The sequence below is a fragment of the Actinomadura sp. NPDC049382 genome (assembly GCF_040677125.1).
GTDB classification, from domain to species: Bacteria; Actinomycetota; Actinomycetes; order Streptosporangiales; family Streptosporangiaceae; genus Spirillospora; species Spirillospora geliboluensis.
Genome location: NZ_JBFARO010000032.1, coordinates 37,764 through 61,423, shown reverse-complemented (window position 1 = coordinate 61,423; position 23,660 = coordinate 37,764). Strand labels below are relative to the sequence as shown.

Sequence of the window (23,660 nt, the reverse complement as noted above, 5' to 3'; positions counted from 1 at the left end):
GTCAGGCCCGTCCGGGCAGCCCGCCCCGCCGGATCACCCCGGCGTACCAGCGCGCGCTGTCCTTGGGCACGCGGCGCTGCGTGGCGTAGTCGACGTGCACCAGCCCGAAACGCTTCGAATAGCCCCAAGCCCATTCGAAATTATCCAGCAGCGACCACGTGAAGTAGCCGTTCAGCGGAACGCCTTCGGAAATGGCGTCGTGGCACGCGCGCAGGTGCGCGTCGAGGTAGGCGATGCGGCCCGCGTCTTGGACCGTGCCATCGCCGTCGGGGGTCTCGTCGTAGCCCGCGCCGTTCTCGGTGATGTAGAGCGGGAGGGACGGGTACTCGCGGTGCAGCCGGGTCAGCACCTCGTACAGGCCGCGCTCGTCGATCTCCCAGCCCATCCCGGTGACGGGCCGCCCCGCCGGGACGAACCGGACGTGGTCGCTGCCCACCCAGGGGGAGTGGGTCGAGAACGGCGACGACGCGGTCTGCGCCGCCTCGCCGGGCGTGCCGGCGACGGTGTGCCGCGAGTAGTAGTTGATGCCGAGCTGGTCGATCGGCCGGCTGATGACGGCGAGGTCGGCGTCCGGCGGCGTGAACCCGTACCGCGCGGTGTCGGCGAGGACGTCGTCGGGGTAGCGGCCGAGCAGCAGCGGGTCGAGGAACAGCCGGTTCTGCAGCCCGTCGATGCGGCGCGCCGCGTCCACGTCGGCGGGGTCGTCGGTCGCCGGGGACACCGCGTACAGGTTGACGGCCGCGCCGAACCTGTTGCCGGGCTCCTTGGCGCGCATCGCGTCCACCGCGAGGCCGTGGCCGAGCAGCAGGTGGTGCGCCGCCAGCAGCGACGCGGCGGCGTCGCGGCGCCCGGGCGCGTGCTCCCCGGAGGCGTAGCCGAGGAACGCCGCGCACCACGGCTCGTTCACCGTCGTCCAGTGCCGGACGCGGTCGCCGAGCGCGGCGTGCACGTGCGCGGCGTACTCGGCGAACCGGTGCGCGGTCTCCCGCTCGGGCCAGCCGCCCTTGTCCTCCAGCGGCTGCGGGAGGTCCCAGTGGTAGAGCGTCGGCCACGGCTCGATGCCGGCCTCCAGCAGCGTGTCGACGAGCCGCCGGTAGAAGTCGAGGCCCTCGGCGTTGACGGTCCCGGCCCCGGTCGGCTGCACCCGGGGCCAGGAGATCGAGAACCGGTACGCGGTGAGGCCGAGGCTCGACATGAGCGCGACGTCCTCGCGGAACCGGTGGTAGTGGTCGACGGCGACGTCGCCGTTCTCGCCGTTGAGGACCTTGCCCGGAGTGCGGCAGAAGGTGTCCCAGATGGACGGCCCGCGCCCGCCCTCCCCGGCGGCTCCCTCGATCTGGTAGGCGGCGGTGGCGGCCCCCCAGCGGAACCCGGTCGGGAACGGTGCGGCGGGAGCCGCGCTGGTGTCGTCCTGTAGGGAGGTCACGCCTTCACAGCACCTTCCATGATTCCGCCGATGATCTGGCGGCCGAAAATGATGAACACGATGAGGAGCGGCAGGATGGCCACGCTCGTCCCGGCGAACATGAGCGTGTAGTCCTTGAAGTACGCGTTCGCGAGGTTGTTGATGGACAGCTGCACCGTCGGGTTGTCGGGCTGCAGCACCGCGAGCGGCCACATGAACTCGTTCCAGGTCTGCATGAACGTGAACAGGCCGAGGACGCCCGCGGCGGGGCGCAATGCGGGCAGCACGACGCGCCAGTAGATGCCGAACGTGGTGCACCCGTCGACGCGGGCCGCCTCGATCAGCTCGTCCGGGACGGCCTGGTCGGCGTACTGCCGCATCATGAACACGCCGAACCCGGTGACCAGGAACGGGACGATGACCGCCTGCAGCTGGCCCTGCCAGCCCAGCTTCACCATGATCATGTAGAGCGGGATGATGCCCATCTGGACCGGGATCATCATGGTCGCGATGATGGTGAGCAGCAGCGCGTTCTTGCCGCGGAAGCGCAGCTTGGCGAACGCGAACCCGGCCAGCGAGGCGAAGAACACCGTGGAGATCGTGACCGCGCCGGAGGCGATGGCCGAGTTCAGCAGGCCCTTGGCGAAGTACGCCTCCGGGTTGTCGAACAGCCGGCCGACGTTGTCGCCGCCGTGCGAGCCGGGCAGCAGCGGGGGCGGGACGTCGGCGACCACGCTGTTGGTGCGGGTCGCGACGATGATCATCCAGTAGATCGGGAAGATCGACAGCGCCAGCGCGACGATCAGCGTGAGGTAGGTCAGCGGGCTGGCGTTCCACAGGCCGCGGAAGCGCCCGGGGCGGGCGGCGGCGTGCTTGGCGTTCGGCCGGCCGCCGGGTCCTGCGAGGAGCGTGGTCACTTGCCTCCCCCTCCCGTGCGCCGCACGGCCAGGAAGTTGATCAGGGAGAACACGATGATCATCACGAACAGCGCCCAGGCGACGGTCGCGCCGTAGCCGTACCGGTCATGGCCGAACGCGTTGTCGTACATGTACATCGTGATCGTCTGGAACTGGTGCATCGGGCCGCCGTCCATCTTGTTCGGCGTGCCGACGCTGAACAGGACGGGCTCGGTGAACAGCTGCAGCCCGCCGATGGTGGAGATGATCACCGTGAAGATGATCGTGGGCCGCAGCATCGGGACGGTGATCTGCCAGAACTGCCGGATCCTGGAGGCGCCGTCGATGGCGGCGGCCTCGTACAGGTCCTTCGGGATCGCCTGCATGGCGGCCAGGTAGATCAGCGCGTTGTAGCCGGTCCAGCGCCAGTCGACCATCATCGCGATGGCGACCCAGGACCAGCCGCGGCTGGTCGACCAGTGGATCGGGTCGATCCCGAACAGCCCGACCACCCAGTTGACCATGCCCCAGTTGGTGTCGAACATCTGGGTGAACACGATCGCCACGGCCGCGGTCGAGGTGACCAGCGGCGCGACCATGCCGATCCGGAACAGGGTCGGCACCCGCATCCGCCGGTTCAGCGCGTTGGCGATCAGCAGCGCGATCAGCAGCTGCGGCACGGTCGAGACGACGAAGATGCCGAGGGTGTTGACCGTCGCGTGCCAGAAGTCGGCGTCGGTCAGCAGGTAGTCGTAGTTGTCGAGCCCGACGAACTTCCGGGTCCCCGACGCCAGCTCCCAGTCGTGCAGGGACACCCACAGGGTGTAGACGAGCGGGAACGCGCCGAAGATCAGGAAGACGAGGTAGAACGGCGAGATGAAGGCATACGGGGCGCCCTTCACATCGAGCCGGGCCAGGCGGGCCCGCCAGGTGCGGGCGGGCCGCGGGCGGGTCTTCGCCGGCGGGGGCGGCGGGGGGCCGTTCCGGCTGGGGCGCAGATCGGTGGTCATCGTCGTGCGCCTCCTTTCCGAGGACGGGACGGAGCGGGGAGAGCGGAGAGGGGAACGGCGGCGGCGCCGGCGGGGAGGTATCGGCGCGGCGCCGCCGCCGTGGTCACGGGTCGCCGGGGGTTACCTGGCGGCCTTCTTGGCCTCCTCCACCGACTTCGCCCAGGCGTCGGCCGGCTTCTGCCTGCCCTGGCCCACGGAGATCAGGACGTTCTCGACCGCGGCCCGCACGTCCTCGTTCTTCGGCCCGAGGTGGACCGGCTTCACGCCGGCCGCCAGCTCCCCGAAGATCTTGCCGACCGGGGCGTCGCCGAAGTAGGCGCTCTTCGCTCCCGCGACCGCCGGGTCCTGCGCCGCCTGCGGCGAGGACGGGAAGACGTTCGCGGCCTTGTAGGCGGCCACCTGGCCCTCGGGGGAGGTCAGGAACTTGGCCAGCTCGGCGGCGGCCTTCGCGTGCTTGGTCTGCTTGGGCACGGCGAGCCACGAGCCGCCCCAGTAGCCGGCGCCGCCCGGGGTCTTGGCGACGTCCCACTTGCCCTTGCCGAAGTCGCCGGAGAACTCCTCGATGCCGCCGAGCATCCAGGACGGGCACGGCAGGGCGGCGAAGGTGTCCCGCTTGAGGGCGGTCTGCCACGGCGGGGTGAAGATCGACATGTCCGCGGTGAGCTTGTTCTCCGCGAACTTCAGCGACGTGTCGAACGCCTGCTTGACGGCGGGGTTGCCGTCGTAGACGAGGTTGTCGCTCTTGTCGAAGAAGCTGTAGCCGGGCCCGTTGCCGGCGTTCTGCAGGACGGTGGCGCGGAACACGGCGGTCGGCCCGTCCAGCCACTTGGTGCCGGGCACCTTCTCCTGGAACTTCTTGCCGGTCTCCAGGAACTGGTCCCAGGTGGCCCAGAGCTCGCCGACCTTGTCGCGCTCGGTGGGCAGGCCGGCCTTCTTGAACAGGTCCTTGCGGTAGCACATGGCGAGCGGGCCGATGTCGGTGCCGAGGCCGACGAGCTGCTTGCCGTCGGGGGTAAGGCCCATCTGCCACTTCCACGGCAGGAAGTTCTTCTCCAGGTCCTTGCCGCCGTGGTCGAAGAGGTTGACGAACTTCGTCTTCTGCTGCATGTAGAGCGGGAGGATGCCCTCCTCCAGCATGACGACGTCGCCCGCGCCGCTGCCGGTGGCCATCCACTGCTGGATGCGCGGCTTGTACTCGTCCAGCGTGGAGACCTTGCGCTGCTTGATCTTGACGTTCGGGTGGGACTGCTCGTACTGCTTGTAGAGCGCGTCGTAGCCCGGCTCACCGAAGACGTCGACGGTGAGCTCGACCGGCCCGCTGTCGGAGCCTCCCTCGTCGTTGTCGTCGCCGCCGCACGCGACGGCGAGGCCGCCGACGAGTACCGCCGCCATCGCCGTACTCAGTCCGCGCCGCATGATGGCCCTCATGGCGGACCCCTCTCAGGTTGTGTCTTGCAGTGGTGTGGGAGCGCTCCCACGAAGGAAAGACCGTGACGGGGCTCACTGTCAATGCGCCGAAACATAACCGTTACAACAACCTGTCCGCCGGGGCAGGGTGGTCAGACCCCGCCCGACGACCGGTCAGACACCGGTCAGCCCGCCCCGACCAGGCGGGTCACCCCTCCTGGACGGGCGAGAGCCGGGCCGGCGCCGGAGCCGGCGCCGTGGACCGCCGGACGACCAGCTCCGGCCGGTAGAGCAGCTCCGTGCGGGGCGCGCGCTCACCGCGGATCTCGTCCAGGACGGTGCTCACCGCGGCCATCGACATCTCCCGCACCGCCTGCCGGACCGTCGTCAGCGGCGGGTCGAGGTAGGCGGTCAGGAGCGAGTCGTCCATGCCGGTGACGGACACGTCCTCGGGCACCTGCAGCCCGCGCGCCCGCGCCGCCCGGATCGCGCCGAGCGCCATGATGTCGTTGCCGCCGCAGATCGCCGTGCACCCCGCGTCCAGCAGCGTGGACGCCGCCGCCTGCCCGCCCTCCACCGTGTACATGGTGTTGACGATCAGCTCGTCCACCTCGGCCGAGGAGAGGCCGGTGTGCGCGGCCATCCCGCGCCGGAACCCCTCGGTCTTGCGCCGCGTCGGCACGTACACGTCCTGGCCGATCGCGAGCCCGATCCGGCGGTGGCCCATCGCGGCCAGGTGCGCGACGATCGCCTCCATCGACGCCACGTCGTCGTTCGAGATGTACGGCGCGTCGATGTCGGGCCGGTACCCGTTCACCAGCACGATCGGCAGCGCCTGCTCCAGCAGCCGCGCGTACCGCGCCCGGTCGGAGTTGGCGTTGGCGTGCAGGCCGTTGACGAAGATGATCCCCGCGACGCCGCGCTCCAGCAGCATCTCGATGTAGTCGTCCTCGGCGACGCCGCCCGGCGCCTGCGAGCACAGCACCGCCATGTACCCGTGCCGGGCGAGCGCGCTCTCGATGACCTCGGCGAACGCCGGGAAGATCGGGTTGGTCAGCTCGGGGATGATCAGCCCGATCAGCCCGGCCCGCCGCTGGCGCAGCTTGGCCGGGCGCTCGTAGCCGAGCACGTCCAAGGCGGTCAGCACCGCCTGGCGCGTGGTCGGGGACACGCCCGGCTTGCCGTTGAGCACGCGGCTCACCGTCGCCTCGCTCACCCCGGCGTGCGCCGCGATGTCCGCCAGGCGTGTCGTCATGGGTTTCAAGTTATCCCTCCTCGACGTCCCACCACAGGGCGGTGTCCGGGGGCAGGTCCAGGTGGCCGCCCTCCAGCCGGACCGGTCCGCTCGCGAGGAGCGGCGTGCCGCGCGCGGGGAGCCGCACCGTCCCGCCGCCCGTGTTGACCGCGCACCCGAGCCGCCTCCCCCCGCTCTCCCGGACGAAGACAAGTGTGCCGGGTGGGGCCGACTCCCAGCGCAGTCCGCCGTCGCCGAGCGCGGGGTGCTCGCGGCGCAGCCGCAGCGCCTCGCGGTAGAGGGCGAGCATGGAGCCGGGGTCGGCGCTCTGCGCGGCCACGGTGAGGTCGCGCCAGCCCGTCGGGATCGGCAGCCAGGACGCGGGGCCCGCGCCGAACCCGAACGGGGGCTCCTCGCCCTCCCACGGCAGCGGGACGCGGCAGCCGTCGCGGCCGGCGCCCTCGCCGCGCAGCCGCTGCGGGTCCTGCTGGAACTCCTCCGGCAGGTCGAGGACCTCCGGCAGGCCCAGCTCCTCGCCCTGGTAGACGTAGGACGAGCCGGGCAGCGCGAGCGTGAGCAGCGCCGCCGCGCGGGCGCGCCGCAGCCCGGTCTCGCCGCCGCCGTACCGGGTGACGTGCCGCTTCACGTCGTGGTTGGACAGCACCCAGGTCGCGGGCGCGCCGACCTCCGAGGCGGTGCGGATCGACTCCTCGATCACCTCGCGCAGCGGGGCCGCGTCCCATGGCGCGGTCAGGTAGTGGAAGTTGAACGCCTGGTGCAGTTCGTCCGGGCGGGTGTAGTGGGCGAGCCGCTGCGGGGTGGGGGCCCACGCCTCGGCGACGGCGATCCGCTCGCCGCCGTAGGAGTCGAGCAGGCGCCGCCACTCGCGGTGGATGTCGTGCACCGCGTCCTGGTCGAAGTACGGCAGGACGGCCGTGCCGAGCATCTCGACCTGGTTCGGGTGGCCGACGTCCGGCAGGCCGGGGGCCTTGGCCATGCCGTGGGCGACGTCCACACGGAAGCCGTCCACGCCGAGGTCGAGCCAGAACGTCAGGATGTCCGCGAACTCGGCGCGGACCTCGGGGTTCTCCCAGTCCAGGTCGGGCTGCTCGGGCGCGAACAGGTGCAGGTACCACTGGCCGTCCGGCAGCCGGGTCCAGGCGGGGCCGCCGAACACCGACTCCCAGTCGTTGGGGGGCTCGGCGCCGTCCGGGCCGCGCCCGTCCCGGAAGATGTAGCGGGCGCGCTCGGGGGAGCCCGGGGGCGCGGCGACCGCCGCCCGGAACCAGGCGTGCCGGTCGGAGGTGTGGTTGGGCACGACGTCCACGATGATGCGCAGGCCGTGCGCGTGCGCGTCGGCGATCAGCCCGTGGGCGTCGGCGAGGGTGCCGAACAGCGGGTCGACGTCGCGGTAGTCGGCCACGTCGTAGCCGAAGTCGGCCATCGGCGAGACGTAGAACGGGGTCAGCCACAGCGCGTCCACGCCGAGGTCGGCGAGGTAGGGGAGCCGGGACCGGACGCCGGGCAGGTCGCCGACGCCGTCGCCGTCGGAGTCGGCGAAGCTGCGCACGTACACCTGGTAGATGACGGCGTCGCGCCACCAGCGGGTGCCCTCCTCCGGGTGGGAGGCGTGGACGAGCAGGGTGTCCTGGGTCATGAACATCCTTCGAATCGGGAGCCTGCGAGGTGCGGGTGCGGAAGGGGATGCGTCACTTGACGCCGCCGGCGGTGAGACCGGCGACGATCCGGCGCTGGAAGACCAGCACCACCGCGATGAGCGGGACGGTCACGATCACCCCGGCCGCCATCTGGGTGCCGAACGGCTGGTCGAACCCGGAGACGCCGGTGAACTTGGAGATCGCGACCGTGGCGGTCTGCATCTCCTTCTTGTTGACCATGGACAGCGCGATGAGGAACTCGTTCCACGCGGCGATGAACGTCAGGATCGCCGTGGTGAACACCCCGGGCGCCGCCAGCGGGACGATGATCTTGCGGAACGCCTGGCCGCGGGTGCAGCCGTCCACCATCGCGGCCTGCTCCAGCTCGAACGGCAGCTGCCGGAAGAACGCCGTGAGCAGCCACACCGACAGCGGCAGCGCGAACCCGAGGCTGGGCAGCACCATGGCCTGGTAGGTGTTGATCCACTTGATGTCCGTGAAGAGCTTCAGCAGGGGGACCAGCTGCGAGATTCCCGGGAACATCGTGGTCGCGACGATCAGCCCGAGCACCGCGTTCTTGAACCGGAAGTCGAGCCTGGCCAGCGCGTAGGCGGTGAACGTGCCGATCAGCAGGGTCAGCACGGTGGTGAGGCCGGCCACGACGAGGCTGTTCAGCAGCGCCCGGCCGAACCCGTTGCCGCCGGAGAAGACCGCGGAGAAGTTCTCCCACGACCACCGGGACGGCACGATCGAGTTGTCGAACTGGTCCTGCGGGCGGCGGAACGCCGAGATCGTCATCCAGTAGAAGGGGGCGAGGCAGTACACCGCCACCGCCGCGAACCCGAGATAGGACAGCAGCCGCTTGGCCTGGGTCATGCCGCCTTCCTCCGCTCCCGCTTGGTCTGCCGCCGGGCCTCGCCGATGATGTCGGCGCCGAGCAGCTTGACGAACAGGTAGGCGATCAGCGCGATGTAGAGGAACAGGATCGTCGCGTACGCCGCCGCCGATCCGTAGCGCAGGTTGGACGCCTCGAACCAGGCGATCATCGTCAGCGTCTCCACCGACTTCTGGTTGACGCCGATCAGCACGGCGGGCAGGTCGAACATGCGCAGCACGTCCAGCATGCGGAACAGCACGGCGACCAGCAGAGCGGGCTTCACCAGCGGAAGCGTGATGCGGAGGAACTGCTGGACGGGCCCGGCGCCGTCCACCCGCGCCGCCTCGTAGACGTCCCGGGGGATCATCTGCAGCCCGGCGAGGACGAGCAGTCCGATGAACGGGGAGGTCTTCCACACCTCGGCGATGACGACGGCCGCCTTCGCGGGGAACCCGTCGGCGGTCCACAGGATCTGCTGGCGCAGCAGCGCGTTCGCCGCGCCGTCCGCCTGGAAGATCCAGCGCCACAGCAGCCCGGAGATCGCGGTGGGGATCGCCCACGGGACGAGGATGCTGGCGCGCACGACGGCCCGCCCCTTGAACGCCTGGTGCATGATCAGCGCCATCGCGACGCCGATCAGCGTCTCCAGGACCACCGTCGTCAGGGTGAAGAACGTGGTGTTGGAGAAGGCGTTCCAGAACGCGTCGGCCCGGTCGCCCTGGAAGATCGCGGTGTAGTTGTCGAGGCCGACGAACCGGTCGCCCTCGACGACGAACCCCTGCGCGTCCAGGCCCTCGCCGCGCGCGTACAGCGACTCGCGGAACCCCGCGAGGACGGGGTAGCCGATGACCAGCGCGAGTACCAGCAGCGTCGGGGACAGCAGCAGCGCGGCGAGGCGCCTCGTCCCCTGCACGTCGCGCCCGCGGCGGCGGGCGGCGCCCGCCGCGGGGGTTCCCGCGGCGGGCGGCGTCTCGGTGGCGGCCGTGTTCACTGCGCGGTCAGCGGCTGGAGCTTGGCCTGCAGGTCGGCCAGGGCCTGGTCGACGGGCTTCTTGCCGGTCACCGCGTCGTACATCTCGCCCTGGATCGCGGCGGTCACGTCGCCGTACTTCACCGCGACCGGGCGCGGCTTGGCGTTCGCGATGGCCTGCTTCAGCACGGGCAGGTACGGGAACTTCTTCACCATCTCGGGGTCGTCGTACAGCGCGGCGACCGTCGGGGCCTGCGAGGTGGCGAGCAGGTTGGCGCGCTGCGACTGCTCACCGGTCAGGTACCGGATGAAGTCGAGGGCGGACGCCTTGTTATCGGCGAACGCGGAGATCGCGAGGTTGTGGCCGCCGAGGTTGGCGACGCCGGGCCCGTTCGGGCCGGGCAGCGGCGCGACAGCGAACTTGCCCGCGACCTTGGACGAGCCGTCCTTCTGGTCGGCCAGCGCGTACTGGTACGGCCACTGGCGCTGGAAGACGAGCTTGCCGGACTGGAAGTAGCGGCGCCCGCCCTCGGTGTCGAGGGTGACGGCCTCCTTCGGCATGTGCTCCTTCTTGGCGTTCACGAGGAACTCGACGCCCTGCTTGGCCTGCGGAGTGCTGAGCGTCGGCTTGCCGTCCGGGCCGATGATCGCGCCGCCGGCGCTGCCGATCGCCTCGACCGCGCTGATCGTCAGGCTCTCGGTCTTGTTGACCTCGGTGAAGAAGCAGTCGATGCCCTTGGCCTCGGGGAGCTTCTCGACCTTGGCGCACGCGTCCCACATCTCGGCGTAGGTCTTCGGCGGCGCGGAGACCCCGGCCTTCTTCAGCAGGTCCTCGCGGTAGTAGAGCATCCCGGCGTCGGACGTGGATGGCACCGCGTAGAGCCGGTCCCGGTACTGCCCGGTGCTGATCGTCGCGGGCAGCATCTTGGACAGGTCGACCTGGCTCTTCGGGATCTCGGTGAGCCAGCGGTTGGCGGCGAACTCGGCGGTCCACACCACGTCGAGGTTGAGCACCGCGTAGGCGTCCGACTTGGTGGTGGCGTTCTGGATCATCTGCTGCCGCTGGTCGTTCGGCTCGTCCGGCAGCTCGATGATCCGGACCTGCTCCTTCGGGTGCTCGGCGTTCCAGCCGTCCACCTGCTTCTGCAGGTAGCCCGAGCGGTCCTTGCCGGTCACGAAGGTGATGGGGCCGCGGCCCTGCAGACTCGCCTCGCTCGTGCCGCCCTGCGCGCCGTCGTCGCCGCCGCAGGCGGTCAGCGAGAGCGCGAGGCCGGCGCAGACGAGAGCGCCCGCCAGGGGGGCGCCGCCGATCCGGGGGGTGCGCCGCATGGTGTCCTCCTTCGCGGGGGACGTGCCGCGCCGGGCCGTCGTCCCGCAGGTCAAGAGATGGGGGCTGGACCGGGACGTTAGCAACGTGTTGCAGGGACGTAAACCTCTTGCAGAAACTTTCAGCAAGTCCGTGGCCGATCTGTAACCGTTTACAGCGGCCGGAGAATCCGCTCGACACCCGCGCGGGCCTGCGCCAGGCTGCCTCCGTGACGAACCACGACCCCGGCGCGGCGCTGGACCTGGTCCGCGACCACACGATCCTGTCCGTGGTGACCGGCTCGCGAGCCTACGGCCTGGCGACGAGTGCCAGTGACGTCGACCGGCGCGGCGTCTACGCGGCCCCGGCCCCGCTGTTCTGGGGTTTCACCAAGCCGCCGACCCACCTGGACGGCCCGCTGCCCGAGCAGTTCTCCTGGGAACTGGAGCGTTTCTGCGTGCTGGCGCTCGGCGCGAACCCGACCGTCCTGGAGTGCCTCTGGTCGCCGATCGTGGAACGCGTCACACCGGTCGGCGAGGAGCTGCTGGCCGTCCGGCCGGCCTTCCTGTCGCGGCACGCGCACCGCACGTTCCTCCGCTACGCCGACGCCCAGTTCCGCAAGTTGGAAGGCGACTTGCGCAACGGCGGCGCGCCGCGATGGAAGCACGTCATGCACATGCTGCGGCTGCTGGCGAGCGGCCTGCACCTCGTCCGCCACGGCGAGCCCCGGGTGGACGTCGGCGACCTGCGCGACCGCCTCCTCGCCGTCCGCCGCGGCGAGGTCGCCTGGGCCGAGGTCGAGGAGTGGCGCGCCGCCCTCACCGCCGAGATCGACACCGCCATGGCCCGCACCCCCCTCCCGCCCGAACCCGACCGCACCGCGGTCGAGAACCTGCTGATCTCCATCCGCCGCAGGAGCGTGACCTGGTGAGACTCCCCGAGGGCATGCTCGCCCGCCTGGCCGCCGAGCACCCCTACCCCCGCGCGTTCCTGCGGACGGGTGAGGTCGAGGCCGACCTGACCCGTCTCGCCGGGGACGGGCCCGCCTACCTGCCGGAGCTGGTCGAGGCCAAGCGCTCCGCCGAGCACGGCGCGCTGCCGGAGGACGCGCCCACACCGTCCCGGCTCCGGGGCGACGTCGCCGCGCTCACCGCCCGGCTGGAGGACGAGCGCAGCGTCACCCGCCTGCCGGAAGCGCCGGCGAACCGCCGAGGGCTTCATGAGTTGGTGGTCCGGGCGCGCCTAGGCTGAACCCTGCGGAGCCTCCCCTGCGTGCCACCGGTTGTACGGACCGTTTTGGGAACGCAACCACCGGGTGCGGTCGCCACGTACCAGAGGTGATTGCGGAGCCGAGGAAGGGGAGCGATGCGCGAGCAGGGCATCGACGAGAAGGACATCGCGGAGGCGGACCTCAGGACCCGGCGGGGCGTGTTCCGCGCCGTCGCCTTCCGGGACCCCGTCGACGGGCACGAGCACATGGCGCTGGTGCGGGGCGACGTCCGGGGGCGCACGGACGTGCTGGTCCGGATGCACTCCGAGTGCATGACGGGCGACATCTTCGGCGCGACCCGCTGCGAGTGCGGGGACCAACTCGGCTCGGCGCTGGACGCCATCGTCCGGGAGGGCGCGGGCGTCCTGGTCTACCTGCGCGGGCACGAGGGGCGCGGGATCGGGCTCGTCGCGAAGGTCCGCACCCACATCCTGCAGGACGACCAGGGCCTGGACACCGTCGACTCCGCCACCGCCATCGGGCTGCCGGTGGACGTCCGCGACTACGGCCCCGCCGCGCGGATCCTGCGGCACCTCGGCGTCCGGTCGGTGCGGCTGATGTCGAACAACCCGGACAAGGTCAGCGCGCTGGAGTCCTACGGCGTCGCCGTCGCGGCGCGGGTGCCGCTGCTCGTCCCCGTCAGCGACGACAACGTCCGCTACCTCACCGCCAAGCGCGACCGGCTCGGGCACGACCTGCCGCAGCTGGAAGCCCCCGCCGTCCTGGACGAGGCCCCGGTCAGCGAGGTGCGCTGATGACGCGGCCGATGACGTTGACGCGCCCGGCGCCCGTGCGGGTGCCGTTCGCGCCGCCGCGCCGGTACCGGCTGACCCGGGGACCGGAGCTGGCGCTCGCGGCGGCGGCGCAGCTGGCGCTGCTGGCGGTGCTCCGCCCCGGCCACGCGGGCCTGGCCGTGGGCGGCGGATACGCGCTGGCCGCGTGGGTGGTGCTCGCGCGGGCGTTCCGGGGGCGCGCGCTCGGGCCGGCCGACCACGTGACGCTGGTCAGGGTCGTGCTGACCGGGAGTGTGGCGGCCCTGGTCGCGGGGCATCTGACCGGTGGCGGGCACACCTGGGCGCTGGTCGCGGCGGCGTCGGCGGCGCTCGTCCTGGACGGGGTGGACGGGCAGGTCGCCCGGCGCACCGGCACGGCGTCCCGGCTCGGCGCGCGGTTCGACATGGAGACCGACGCCCTCCTGGTGCTGGTGCTGAGCGTCGAGGTCGCCTGGTCGGCGGGGCCGTGGGTGCTCGCGATCGGCGCGATGCGGTACGCGTTCGGCGCGGCGGCCTGGGCGGCGCCGTGGCTGCGCGCCGACCTGCGGCCGAGCGTCGCGCGCAAGGCCGTCGCCGTGGTGCAGGGCGTGGTGCTGGTGGTGGCCGCGGCGGGCGCCGTCCCGCACGCGGGGCTGCTCGTGGCGGCGGCGCTGGCGCTGCTGGTGTGGTCGTTCGGGCGGGACGTGCGGTGGCTGTTCGCGCGGCGCGACCGGCGGGCGGCGGGCCCGGTGGAAGCGGTGGCAGCGGCGGAAATGGTGGAAGCGGTGGAAGCGGTGGGTGCGACTCGGGGGAGGAGCGGGGATGGAGCGCGACGCGCGCGCCTTCTGGATCCTGTCGCCCGGTAAGGGGGAGATCCGCGATGCCGTCCTCCCGGAGCCGGGGCCGGGGGAGGTGCTGGTCCGGACGCTGTTCTCCGGGGTGAGCCGGGGCACGGAGGCGATCGTGTTCCGCGGCGGCGTCCCGCCGAACCAGCACGCCATCATGCGGGCGCCGTTCCAGGACGGGACGTTCCCCGGCCCGGTCAAGTACGGGTACCTCAACGTCGGCGTGGTCGAGGAGGGCCCCGCCGAGCTCACCGGCCGGACCGTGTTCTGCCTCTACCCGCACCAGACCCGGTACGTCGTCCCGGCGGGCGCGGTCACCGTCGTCCCGGACGAGGTGCCGCCGGAGCGGGCGGTCCTGGCGGGGACGGTCGAGACCGCCGTGAACGCGCTGTGGGACGCGGCCCCGCTGGTCGGCGACCGGATCGCCGTGGTCGGCGCGGGGATGGTCGGCTGCTCGGTCGCCGGGGTCCTCGCCGGGTTCCCCGGGTGCCGCGTCCAGCTGGTCGACACCGACCCGTCGCGCTTCGCCGTCGCGGAGGCGCTCGGCGTGGAGTTCGCGACGCCCGAAGGGGCGGCGGGCGGCTGCGACCTCGTCGTCCACGCGAGCGCGACCGAGGCGGGGCTGGCCCGGTCGCTGGAGCTGCTCGCCCCGGACGGGCAGGTCGTCGAGCTGAGCTGGTACGGCGACCGGAAGGTCAGCGTGCCGCTCGGCGAGTTCTTCCACTCGCGGCGGCTGACCGTCCGGGGCAGCCAGGTCGGCGCGGTGCCGCCGGCGCGGCGGGCGAGCCGGAGCTTCGCCGACCGGCTGGCGCTCGCGCTGCGGCTGCTGGCGGATCCGGCGTTCGACGCGCTGGTCACGGGGGAGAGCACCTTCGCGGAGCTGCCGCGGATCATGCCCGCGCTGGCGGCTGGGAGGCTGCCCGCCCTGTGCCATCGGATCGTCTACTGAGGAGGGCTTCTTGTTCGGTATCACCGTCCGCGACCACATGATGATCGCGCACAGCTTCCGCGGCGAGGTGTTCGGGCCCGCGCAGCGGCTGCACGGCGCGACCTACGTGGTGGACGCGACGTTCCGCCGGGCCGACCTGGACTCCGACGGGCTCGTCGTCGACATCGGGCTCGCCACCCGCGCGCTCGGCGAGGTCCTGGGCGGGCTGAACTACCGCAACCTGGACGACGAGCCGGACTTCGCCGGGGTGAACACCTCGACCGAGTTCCTCGCCAAGGTCATCGCCGACCGGCTCGCCGACCGCGTCCACGCGGGGGCGCTCGGCGAGAACGCGCGCGGGCTGTCCGGCATCGCGGTGGCGCTGCACGAGTCGCACGTCGCCTGGGCCAGTTACGAGCGGGAGCTATGACCGCGCCGGAGATCCCGTTCGTCGTGCCGGGCGGCGTCGGCGGCGACGCCGCCCCGAGCGGCGGCGACCGGTACGACCGGCGGGTGGCGGAGGAGCTGGCGGCGTCGGGGCGGCCCGTCCGGATGCTGCCGGTGCCGGGGTCGTGGCCGCGCCCCGGCGAGCCGGCGCGGACCGCGCTCGGCCGCTCCCTCGCCGCGATCCCGGACCGGAGTGTCGTGCTGCTGGACGGCCTGGTCGCGTGCGGCGTGCCGGACATCGTCGTCCCCGAGGCGGGACGGCTGCGGGTGGCGGTCCTGGTGCACCTGCCCCTCGCGGACGAACCCGGACAAGAAGACCTCAACGCGGGCGAACGCAAGGTCCTGGAAGCGGCGGCCGCCGTCATCGCGACCAGCCCGTGGGCGAAGGACCACCTCATCGCCCACCACGGCCTCGACCCGTCCCGCGTCCACGCCGTCCCGCCGGGCACCGACCCCGCGCCCCTCGCCTCCGGCACCGACGGCGCGACCCGCCTGCTGTGCGTGGCGTCGGTGACCCCGCGCAAGGGCCACGACGTGCTGGTGGAGGCCCTCGCCACCCTCGCGCACCTGCCGTGGCACTGCGAATGCGCCGGCCCGCTGGACCGCGACCCCGGCCATGTGACGCGGCTGCGCCGCCTGATCGGCCGGCACCGGCTCGGCGACCGGGTCGAGCTCGCCGGGCCCCTCACCGGCAAGCGGCTGGACGACGCCTACGCCGCCGCCGACGCGCTCGTCCTCGCGTCCCGCGCCGAGACGTTCGGGATGGTGGTGACCGAGGCGCTCGCGCGCGGTGTGCCCGTCATCGCGACGTCGGCGGACGGCGTCCCCGACGCGCTCGGCTGGGACCCGACCGGGGCCGTCCCCGGCCTGCTCGTCCCGCCCGGCGACCCCACCGCACTCGCCACGGCGCTGCGCCGCTGGCTCGTCGACCCCGACCTGCGGGGCCGGCTGCGCGCCGCCGCCCGGCTGCGCCGCACCATGCTGCCGGGCTGGGACGACACCGCCCGCCGCATGGCCACCGTCCTATCCCGGATGCGCAGGGAGGCGCGCCATGATTGAGGGAACCGAAGGCATCGACACGAGATCGTCGAGCGGGTACGCGCCGTCGTGGCTGGCGCTGCGGGAGGAGGCCGACGCCGCCGCGCGGGCGGGGGAGCTGCTGGTCCCGCTCCGGGCGGCGCTCCCGGCGGACGGGCCGCTCGTCATCTGGGACCTCGGCTGCGGTACCGGCTCCGTCGGCCGCTGGCTGTCGGGGCGGCTGCGCGGCCCGCAGCACTGGATCCTGCACGACCGCGACCCCGCGCTGCTCGACCTCGCCCGCGCCAATGCCTACGTCACCGCCGACGGGCTGCCCGCGACGGTCGAGACGCGCGCCGGCGGCATCGCCGAGCTGCGCGCGTCCGACCTGGTCGGCGCGTCGCTCGTCGTCGCGTCCGCGCTGCTGGACGTGCTCACCGCCGCCGACGTCGAGGCGATCGCGGCGGCGGCCGGCTGCCCGGCGCTGCTCACCCTGTCGGTCGTCGGCCGCGTCCGGCTCACCCCGTCCGAGCCGCTCGACGCCGAGTACGCCGCCGCGTTCGACGCGCACCAGCGGCGCGGCGGGCTGCTCGGGCCCGACGCCGTCACCGCCGCGACCAGGGCGTTCGGGCGGCGCGGCGCCACGGTCACGACGCGTCCGAGCCCGTGGCGGCTCGGTCCCGGCCAGGCGGAGCTGATCGCCGAATGGCTGCGCGGCTGGGTCGGCGCCGCCGTCGAGCAGAACCCGGACCTGGCCCCGTTCGCGGACGACTACCTGAGCCGCCGCCTCGCCGCCTGCGCCGACGGCCGGCTCACCGTCGAGGTCCAGCACCTGGACCTGCTCGCCCTCCCCGGAGGACCGTCGTGAAGAGGCTGTGGCCGTGGGGCCGCCTGGTCATCGGGCTGGGCATCCTGGGCGCGCTGCTGTGGTGGCACAGCACGGACGCCTTCGTGGCGGCACTCCAAGCCATCGACGCCACCTCCGTGGCCGTGGCCCTCGCCATCGGTCTGCTGACCACGACGCTCAGCGCGGCCCGCTGGTGGCTGGTCGCTCGACGTGTCGGCCTGCACCTGCCCATGGCCGGTGCCATCACGGACTACTACCGGGCCCAGTTCCTCAATGCGGTGCTGCCTGCCGGTGTTCTGGGGGACGTCCACAGGGCGGTGAGCCACGGCCACCGCTCGGGTGACGTCGCCCGTGGAGTGCGGGCCGTTTTCCTCGAACGGACCGCCGGTCAGGGCGTCGCCATCGTCGCGGGTGTCGCGGCCCTGTTCGTCCACCCGTCCTTGCTGTCGGCGATGGCCCCGGCCCTCATCCCGATTGGGGTCGTCCTTGTTCTGCTCCTTGTCCTGGGACGCTGGAAGCACCCGGCCCTGGTATCCACGTTCGCCGACCTGCGCGCCGCCGCGCGCGCTTGGCCCGGCATCGTCGCGCTGTCGGTCGCGGCACTCGCGGGACACCTGGCGCTGTTCGTCGTCGCGGCCCGCCTGGTCGGCGCGACGGCACCGCTCGTCCAGCTGCTCCCGCTCCTGCTGCTGGCGCTGCTGGTGATGGTGCTGCCGATCAACGTCGGCGGCTGGGGGCCGCGCGAGGCCGCCCTCGCCCTGGCGTTCGGCGCCGCCGGGCTCGGCTCAGCGCAGGGCCTGACCGTCTCCGTCGTCTACGGGGTGCTGAGCTTCGTCGCGTGCCTGCCCGGCGCCGCCGCCCTGCTGCTGAAGCACCGCGAGGACGTCCCCGAACGCCGCGACAAGGCTCCGCAGCGCGTCCCGGCCCTTGCCGGCGCGGGCCAGTGAGGGCCGCCCGATGACGCCGGACTCGGTGTAGGCGGCCATCCCGGCCGTCAGGAGGTGCCGCCGGTCGTCGGCCAGGTGATCGGCGGTGCCGTACCCGTCCCTGAGCAGCTCCGGATGGGCGTGCAGCAGGATCGACGTCTCCAGCTCCCCGGCGTGCATGTCGCTGTCCCCGGACGTCTCGACGCCCGCCGCGCGCCGCGCGTCCTCCCAGTCGTCGAACCCGGGGAACAGCGCCATGTCGCCGTGCGCCTCCTGCACGACGTTGCCCAGGACGTAGTTGCCGCCGTGCCCGCTGACCAGCACGAGCTTCGGCACCCCGGCCCGGCGCAGCGACTCGGCGACGTCCCTCACCACCGCGTGGAGGGTCGCCGCCGAGATGCTCACCGTCCCGGGCCAGCCGGCGTGCTCATGCGAGCACGAGATCGTCACGGGCGGGAGCGTCCGCACCGGATGGGTCGTCGCGATCTCCGCCGCCAGCGTGCACGCGATCACCGTGTCCGTCGCCAGCGGGAGGAACGGGCCGTGCTGCTCGAAGCTCCCCACCGGCAACAGGGCCACGGGGACGTCCGGCACCTCGGTACTCGTATGCGTCGGCAGCAGCATGCACCCCACCCTGCCGCACCCGCCCCGCGACCGAAACCAGCGCCATGGCGCCGGCGAGCAGGAGGGCGGCGACGATCCCGTCCGTCCAGTAGTGGTTCGCGGTCACGACCACGACGAACACCGTGGCCGGCGCGTGCAGCGCGACCACCCACCGCCAGGGGCTCCGCGACGCGCGGACCACCGCGACCGCCACGAGCAGCGCCCATCCGATGTGCAGCGAGGGCATCGCCGCGTACTGGTTGGCGATCCCGTCCGCCGCCGCCGGGTAGGCGGACGGCCCCACGGTCAGCATCGTGTCGACCGCCCCGATGCCCGCCAGCCGGGGCGGGGCCAGCGGGAAGAGCATGTGCACCGCGAGCCCCGCCGCCGTCAGCACCACCAGCTCGTTGCGCACCCTCGCATAGGACGTCCGGTGCCGTACGAAAAGCCAGATCAGCAGTAGCGCCGTCCCAGGGAAATGCACGCTGACGTAGTAGACGTTGGCGAGGAACGCTGTGTGGTCCCAGCCGAGCGCCCACTGCTGGACGTCCACCTCGCTCGGCAGCCACGACCGCTCGAACCGCCACAGCCACTCCGCGTTCGACATCGCCTCGCCGGGGCCCTGCTCTATGAGCGTCCGGCCCCACTTGTAGAACGCGAACAGGATCACCAGGAGCCCGGCCTCGGTGAGCAGCGGACGTGCCTTCCCCCGCATCGCCCCTAGCGCCGCCGTGCCCGCCATGTTGCCCTCCCCGTGCCGGTCTTTTGCGCCCATCACAACCTTCGCGTCGGACACTTCGGCGGGCACTGGGCCCAGCACCATGAAAACCGGAGGAAAGGTCCAGGGCGGGGGGTGGAGTTAACCCCACCCCTCCCGTAGGTTTCGGGGCGTGATCACCGGCGAATGGCTCAACCCGCCCCCGGCCGCCGTCGAGGACGGCGGCGCGCTGCTCGTCACCGCGGCGAAGGGCGGCGACTTCTGGCGGACGACGTCCTACGGCTACGACCGCGACGGCGGCCACGCCCTGCTGACGCCGTTCGGCACCGAGGCGGCGATCGAGGTGTCGTTCGTCGCCGACTACGACCGGCAGTTCGACCAGGCGGGCCTGCTCGTGCGCCTGGACGAGGAGACCTGGATCAAGGCGGGCGTGGAGTACTGCGACGGCGCCCTGCAGTTGGGCGCCGTCGTCACGCACAAGGTCTCCGACTGGTCGTCGGCGCCCGTCCCGTGGCACGGCCGCGAGGTGACGCTCCGGGCCAGCCGCTCGGGCGACGCCGTGACCATCCGGGCGCGCGCGGGGGAGGACCCCTGGCAGATGATCCGGCTCGCCCCGTTCCCGCCGGGCGTGGCGGCGACGGCGGGCCCCTACTGCTGCGCCCCCGAACGCGAGGGCCTGACCGTGCGCTTCACCGGCGTGACCACGGGTCCGCCGGACGCTGCCCTCCACCCGTAGGCACCCAAGCACTTACTTGGTAGGCTTCCCGTCCGACGCGACGGGAGGAACGGGACATGGCGGTCGCACCGGTCATCGAGGAACGCGCGGGATGCGGCCGGGGCGCGCGGCTGGCCGCCCGGTTCATGCACAGGTTCATGCGCCCGCTCGTCGAACGCCTCCCGTGGACGCCGCGCACCCTCCGCTTCGCCCCGCTCCTCGACCTCGGCGCGGCCCTCCTGCTGCCGCCGCGCGGCACGAAGGTCACCAGGGTGCGGGGTCTCGGCTGCGGAGCCGAATGGGTCCGCGGACCCGGCGTGTCCATGAACTCGCGGCAGGCGATCCTCTACTTCCACGGCGGCGGCTTCGTCGCCTGCGGCCTGCGCACCCACCGCCGCATGATCGCCCGCATCTCCCAGGCCGCCGGCATGCCCGTCCTGTCGGTCGCCTACCGGATGCAGCCGCGCGTCCCGATCCAGACGTCCATCGACGACTGCGTCGACGCCTACCGGCTGCTCCTGAAGACCCGCGACCCCGGCGACATCGTCGTCGCGGGCGACTCCGCGGGCGGCTACCTCGCCTTCATGGCGCCGCTCCACGCCCTGTGCGCGGGCCTGCCCCGCCCCGCCGGGATCGCCGCCCTGTCGCCCTTCGCCGACCTGGACATCGCCCCGAAGATCGCGCACGCCAACGCGGCGCTCGACCCCTTCATCCCGGCGCACCGCCTGTGGGACATGGTCCGCATGTGCTTCCCCGGCGCCGAGCCGACCGACCCATGGCTCTCCCCGGTGCACGCCGACCTCAGCGGCCTGCCGCCCGTCCTCATCCAGGCGGGCGCGATCGAGGTCCTCCTCGCCGACGCCGAACTGATGGCCGAACGCCTCGGCGCCGCCGACGTCCCGTGCACGCTCCAGATCTGGGAGGGGCAGGTCCACGTCTTCCAGGTCTTCGCCGACATCTCCCGCGAGGGCCTGGCCGCCATCAAGGAGATCGGCGCCTTCGCCCGCCGCGCCACCACCGCCGAGGCCCGGGCGGCCTGACCTCACCCCCGGAAGTGCTCGACCAGCCGCGAGTAGCTGTCACTCCCATGCCCCTGCTCCACGGCCTTCCGGACGAGCGCGAGCGTGTACTCGGGCAGCTCGGCGTCGACCCCGCGATCCCGGCTCTCCCGGACGAGGTCCTCGACCGACGGCAGATGATGCCGGAGCGCCCCGAACGGAGTCGCGTAGCGCGCCTGGTCGACCTCCTCGGCGATCGACGGCAGGAACCCCCAGAGCGCCGCCATCGGAGCGTCGGCATGCTCAAGGAACTGCTTGAGCTCGACACCGGCGTCCCCCAGCGCGGCAGCGGCGTGCAGGAACCCGTTGAGCAGCCCCCACATCGTCCCGTGCACGGCCATCCCGTAGAGGACGGCGACACCGGGATCCTCCGACACCAGCGGCGCATGCCCGCTGAGCAGCCCGAGCACCGCCCGATACCGCTCATGCACGTCCGCCGCGCCGCCGTAGAAGACCGTCGCGTCCGGATGCCCGACGCCCGGCGCGATCGTCATGATCTGCCCGTGCAGGTACTCCGCACCCCGCCCGGCGACCCATGCGGCGACCGCCCTGACCTCCTCGGACGTCCCGTCGCTGAGATTGACGACGGCGCGCCCGGCGAGCGCGTCTCCGCCCGCCTCCAGCACCTCCCGGGCAGCGGCCGCCCCCTTCACATTGACCACGACGACGTCCGCCGCTTGAACGACATCCCGGACGCTCGCCCCACGAGCCGCGCCCTTGGCGACCAGCGCCTCGTCCTTCCCCGCCGTGCGGTTCCAGACGGTCGTCGGATGCCCGCCGTCCACCAGCGCCCCCGCCAGCGCGGACCCCATCTCACCGAGCCCGAGCACCGCGACCCGCACTCCACTCTTCTCGTCGATCATGCGGCCACGCTAAAACCTCAACGGAACTTGAGGTCAACCCCTGCACGCTTTGCCGTTTTTGGGTGCTTCGCGTCCCCGCCCTTAGCGGGGTCCGTGCGACGCTCGAAAGCGCGCACCGACCGCATGGAGGGCCGATGAAGGCGCTGCTGAACTCGCTGAACGAGCCCGAGATGGCCCTCGTCCGGGAGACCGGGACCGCCGAACTCACCCGCCTGGACGAGGACGACCTCGCGGACCTGCACACGCGGATCCGCCGGGCCCGCGACAAGTACAGCAAGCAGTACCGGCGCACCGCGAGCGCGCGCGTCGAGGAGTACGGCGGCCGCGGCAAGGCCCGCCCGAAGAACCAGCGCAACGCCCAGAAGGCCGAGGTGTTCGAGGACGCCCTGGCCCGCGTGAGCTGGTACCTGTCCAGGGCCGCCCGCCGCAGCGCCGCCGAGCTAAAGGCCGAGCGCCTCGCCGCCGCCAACCCGTCCCGCACGCCCCCGCCCCAGCCCGGCGCCCCGGCCCCGGAGTCGATGACGGCCCAGACGACCCGCCGCCGCAGGCCGACGAGCAACGACCCGGCCCTGAACCGCCGCCACGCCGCCACCCGAGCCAAGGGCGCCCGCCGCCAAGCCCGCCGCGACGCCCGCTAACGGAACTGGCCGTCCGGCCCTCAGGAATTGGTGGCCGCGCGCCGTTGCTTGACGAAGCTGCCCCGGCAGTGCGTGCAGCAGAACCTGAAGACCTCGCCGTCCAGCTCCACCGTGACGGCATCGTCCATCGGGATGATCGCGCCGCACGTGGGATCGACGGCCATTCCTGCGGGCACCTCTTCGGCCGTCGTTCCTGTTTTCGCGCGCTCCATCATCTCCTGGAGGTCGGCGGTGCGGCGCACCCGCCCGTCCAGGCCGTAACCGCCTTCGGGGACGCCGGCCACCTGCACCAGCACTTGCGGCTCACGTGACTTTCCGTCGAATCCCGACGCCGTGCTCACCAATTCCTGCGTGGCCCTCGCGATGAGGTGCTCGCTCATCTCCTTCGCCCACGCTCCCACCTGGATCCTCACCACGCAGCACGGCGGGGCCTCCTCACCCGGCGCTCCGGCACCGGTGATCCAGATGTCCGGCCGGCGGACGGTGACATGGGTGAGAGAGCCGAACCACGCGAGCACTCCCGGATCCGTGTGGTGAACGCCTTCGCCATCGGAGAGGAGCCGTTCGGCCGTGAGGGAGGAGGCCAGGGCGCGGCATTCGGCTTCGGTGAACGCTTCCTTGGGGACGAGGAGCTCGATGAACAGCATTGCTGCGTCCTTTCCCGGTCGCTGTCGGAACGGTAGGGGTGGCACGCACGCCTCCAGGCGAACATACAGTACCCCCGTGGGGTTTATCGACCATTCGACCGAGACGGCCCCCGCACAGCGGTCCGAGACTGAGCCTCAACGAGCACAGGCACAGCCTTGGACGGGGAGGGTGTGCCCCTGAACGGTGGTCGCCCACGTCCCTGCGAATCGCCTACTGACCCAGGGCCCTCTCGGGGACGGGCATGAGCGCCCAGACGATCTTGCCCTCGCCCGTGGCGGACGGGCGGACGCCGGTGTCCTTGGCGTAGGCCGCGATGATCGCGAGACCGCGCCCGCTGAGCGCGTCCAGCCCGGCGACCGAGGCGCACGGAAGCTCGGGGGAGGGGTCCCAGCACTCCAGCACCGGGGCGCCGTTGCTCAGCGCGACCCGGATCCTGAGCAGACGCCCGCGCGCCGCCTCGACCGCATTCGTCACGATTTCGCTCATGACGACCACGGAGTCGTCGATCAGCTCACGGTCGCAGCCCCAATTGAGCAGGGCATACCGGACGAGTTCACGCGCGAGCGAGACCGAACAGTCCACTCCGAGCAGAGTCATCCGAATTTCCCTCGATTCCGGCATTT

Annotated in this window: 24 protein-coding genes and 2 pseudogenes; 12 read left to right on the top strand and 14 right to left on the bottom strand. The window is 72.3% G+C overall.

All coding sequences use genetic code 11. The features are described 5' to 3' along the window. Position 1: 1 nt before the first annotated feature. From AB0K34_RS20980 to AB0K34_RS20940, 9 genes are all read right to left on the bottom strand, one after another. Entirely contained in the window at positions 2-1,426 is a 1,425-nt protein-coding gene (locus AB0K34_RS20980) for a GH1 family beta-glucosidase (RefSeq protein WP_301174278.1), read from the bottom strand. Next, positions 1,423-2,322, bottom strand: coding sequence for a carbohydrate ABC transporter permease (locus tag AB0K34_RS20975; RefSeq protein ID WP_301174279.1), 900 nt, complete (start codon positions 2,320-2,322; stop codon positions 1,423-1,425). The genes AB0K34_RS20980 and AB0K34_RS20975 overlap by 4 nt, the downstream gene beginning before the upstream one ends. Next, positions 2,319-3,311 carry a sugar ABC transporter permease gene (locus AB0K34_RS20970; RefSeq protein ID WP_301174280.1) on the bottom strand — a complete coding sequence of 331 codons (993 nt, stop codon included), beginning with the start codon at positions 3,309-3,311 and terminating at the stop codon, positions 2,319-2,321. The genes AB0K34_RS20975 and AB0K34_RS20970 overlap by 4 nt, the downstream gene beginning before the upstream one ends. Before the next feature lie 120 nt (positions 3,312-3,431). After that, a complete protein-coding gene (locus AB0K34_RS20965; RefSeq protein ID WP_301174281.1) occupies positions 3,432-4,727 on the bottom strand; it encodes an extracellular solute-binding protein in 1,296 nt (431 codons plus the stop codon). A 199-nt stretch (positions 4,728-4,926) separates the two neighbouring features. Further along, entirely contained in the window at positions 4,927-5,973 is a 1,047-nt protein-coding gene (locus tag AB0K34_RS20960) for a LacI family DNA-binding transcriptional regulator (RefSeq protein WP_301174282.1), read from the bottom strand. A 10-nt stretch (positions 5,974-5,983) separates the two neighbouring features. Further along, the gene (locus tag AB0K34_RS20955; RefSeq protein WP_364550362.1) at positions 5,984-7,609 is read right to left on the bottom strand and encodes a glycoside hydrolase family 13 protein; all 1,626 of its coding nucleotides are present in this window, start codon (positions 7,607-7,609) and stop codon (positions 5,984-5,986) included. A 52-nt stretch (positions 7,610-7,661) separates the two neighbouring features. Then, entirely contained in the window at positions 7,662-8,486 is an 825-nt protein-coding gene (locus AB0K34_RS20950; RefSeq protein WP_301174284.1) for a carbohydrate ABC transporter permease, read from the bottom strand. Next, entirely contained in the window at positions 8,483-9,478 is a 996-nt protein-coding gene (locus tag AB0K34_RS20945) for a sugar ABC transporter permease (RefSeq protein ID WP_301174285.1), read from the bottom strand. The genes AB0K34_RS20950 and AB0K34_RS20945 overlap by 4 nt, the downstream gene beginning before the upstream one ends. Then, positions 9,475-10,785, bottom strand: coding sequence for an ABC transporter substrate-binding protein (locus tag AB0K34_RS20940; RefSeq protein ID WP_364550360.1), 1,311 nt, complete (start codon positions 10,783-10,785; stop codon positions 9,475-9,477). Before AB0K34_RS20940 ends, AB0K34_RS20945 begins: the two co-directional genes overlap by 4 nt. A 206-nt stretch (positions 10,786-10,991) precedes the next feature. Between AB0K34_RS20940 and AB0K34_RS20935 the strand changes: the two genes are divergently transcribed. From AB0K34_RS20935 to AB0K34_RS20895, 9 genes and pseudogenes are all read left to right on the top strand, one after another. After that, complete coding sequence (locus tag AB0K34_RS20935; protein WP_240808375.1) at positions 10,992-11,693, top strand: nucleotidyltransferase domain-containing protein; 702 nt, start codon at positions 10,992-10,994, stop codon at positions 11,691-11,693. Beyond that, on the top strand, positions 11,690-12,013 hold the full coding sequence (locus tag AB0K34_RS20930) for a hypothetical protein (protein ID WP_301174287.1): 324 nt from the start codon (positions 11,690-11,692) through the stop codon (positions 12,011-12,013). The genes AB0K34_RS20935 and AB0K34_RS20930 overlap by 4 nt, the downstream gene beginning before the upstream one ends. Before the next feature lie 114 nt (positions 12,014-12,127). Further along, positions 12,128-12,787 carry a GTP cyclohydrolase II gene (gene ribA, locus AB0K34_RS20925; RefSeq protein ID WP_301174288.1) on the top strand — a complete coding sequence of 220 codons (660 nt, stop codon included), beginning with the start codon at positions 12,128-12,130 and terminating at the stop codon, positions 12,785-12,787. Next, complete coding sequence (locus AB0K34_RS20920; RefSeq protein ID WP_301174289.1) at positions 12,787-13,650, top strand: CDP-alcohol phosphatidyltransferase family protein; 864 nt, start codon at positions 12,787-12,789, stop codon at positions 13,648-13,650. Before ribA ends, AB0K34_RS20920 begins: the two co-directional genes overlap by 1 nt. Continuing rightward, on the top strand, positions 13,607-14,578 hold the full coding sequence (locus AB0K34_RS20915; RefSeq protein ID WP_138640248.1) for a zinc-binding alcohol dehydrogenase: 972 nt from the start codon (positions 13,607-13,609) through the stop codon (positions 14,576-14,578). Before AB0K34_RS20920 ends, AB0K34_RS20915 begins: the two co-directional genes overlap by 44 nt. A 10-nt stretch (positions 14,579-14,588) precedes the next feature. Then, positions 14,589-14,987 (top strand): 6-carboxytetrahydropterin synthase, encoded by a 399-nt coding sequence (locus AB0K34_RS20910; protein ID WP_301174290.1) that lies wholly within the window; start codon positions 14,589-14,591, stop codon positions 14,985-14,987. Next, positions 14,984-16,063, top strand: coding sequence for a glycosyltransferase family 4 protein (locus AB0K34_RS20905; protein ID WP_301174291.1), 1,080 nt, complete (start codon positions 14,984-14,986; stop codon positions 16,061-16,063). The genes AB0K34_RS20910 and AB0K34_RS20905 overlap by 4 nt, the downstream gene beginning before the upstream one ends. Further along, positions 16,056-16,889 (top strand): SAM-dependent methyltransferase, encoded by an 834-nt coding sequence (locus AB0K34_RS20900; RefSeq protein WP_301174292.1) that lies wholly within the window; start codon positions 16,056-16,058, stop codon positions 16,887-16,889. The genes AB0K34_RS20905 and AB0K34_RS20900 overlap by 8 nt, the downstream gene beginning before the upstream one ends. Continuing rightward, positions 16,886-17,650, top strand: a pseudogene (locus tag AB0K34_RS20895) (lysylphosphatidylglycerol synthase domain-containing protein); the annotation flags it as partial. The gene AB0K34_RS20900 and the pseudogene AB0K34_RS20895, both read left to right, overlap by 4 nt. Positions 17,651-17,653: 3 nt before the next feature. On the opposite strand, the gene AB0K34_RS20890 reads toward AB0K34_RS20895, so the two are convergent. Further along, positions 17,654-18,418: a creatininase family protein gene (locus AB0K34_RS20890; RefSeq protein WP_301174293.1), complete on the bottom strand. Its 765-nt coding sequence runs from the start codon at positions 18,416-18,418 to the stop codon at positions 17,654-17,656. A 49-nt stretch (positions 18,419-18,467) separates the two neighbouring features. Next, a pseudogene (locus AB0K34_RS20885) lies at positions 18,468-19,004 on the bottom strand (phosphatase PAP2 family protein); the annotation flags it as partial. 283 nt (positions 19,005-19,287) lie between these two features. Between AB0K34_RS20885 and AB0K34_RS20880 the strand changes: the two are divergent. Next, complete coding sequence (locus AB0K34_RS20880) at positions 19,288-19,851, top strand: DUF1349 domain-containing protein (RefSeq protein WP_301174294.1); 564 nt, start codon at positions 19,288-19,290, stop codon at positions 19,849-19,851. Between the two features lie 56 nt (positions 19,852-19,907). Next, positions 19,908-20,870: an alpha/beta hydrolase gene (locus AB0K34_RS20875; RefSeq protein WP_301174295.1), complete on the top strand. Its 963-nt coding sequence runs from the start codon at positions 19,908-19,910 to the stop codon at positions 20,868-20,870. A gap of 2 nt (positions 20,871-20,872) precedes the next feature. Here the strand turns inward: AB0K34_RS20875 and AB0K34_RS20870 are convergent, their stop codons facing one another. Continuing rightward, the gene (locus tag AB0K34_RS20870; RefSeq protein WP_301174296.1) at positions 20,873-21,751 is read right to left on the bottom strand and encodes an NAD(P)-binding domain-containing protein; all 879 of its coding nucleotides are present in this window, start codon (positions 21,749-21,751) and stop codon (positions 20,873-20,875) included. Between the two features lie 134 nt (positions 21,752-21,885). Here AB0K34_RS20870 and AB0K34_RS20865 point away from each other — a divergent pair, with 134 nt between their 5' ends. Beyond that, a complete protein-coding gene (locus AB0K34_RS20865) occupies positions 21,886-22,389 on the top strand; it encodes a hypothetical protein (RefSeq protein ID WP_301174297.1) in 504 nt (167 codons plus the stop codon). Positions 22,390-22,409: 20 nt separating this feature from the next. Here the strand turns inward: AB0K34_RS20865 and AB0K34_RS20860 are convergent, their stop codons facing one another. Then, positions 22,410-23,036: a hypothetical protein gene (locus tag AB0K34_RS20860; RefSeq protein WP_138641933.1), complete on the bottom strand. Its 627-nt coding sequence runs from the start codon at positions 23,034-23,036 to the stop codon at positions 22,410-22,412. Positions 23,037-23,247: 211 nt separating this feature from the next. Further along, entirely contained in the window at positions 23,248-23,634 is a 387-nt protein-coding gene (locus AB0K34_RS20855; RefSeq protein WP_171069493.1) for an ATP-binding protein, read from the bottom strand. Between the last annotated feature and the right edge of the window lie 26 nt (positions 23,635-23,660).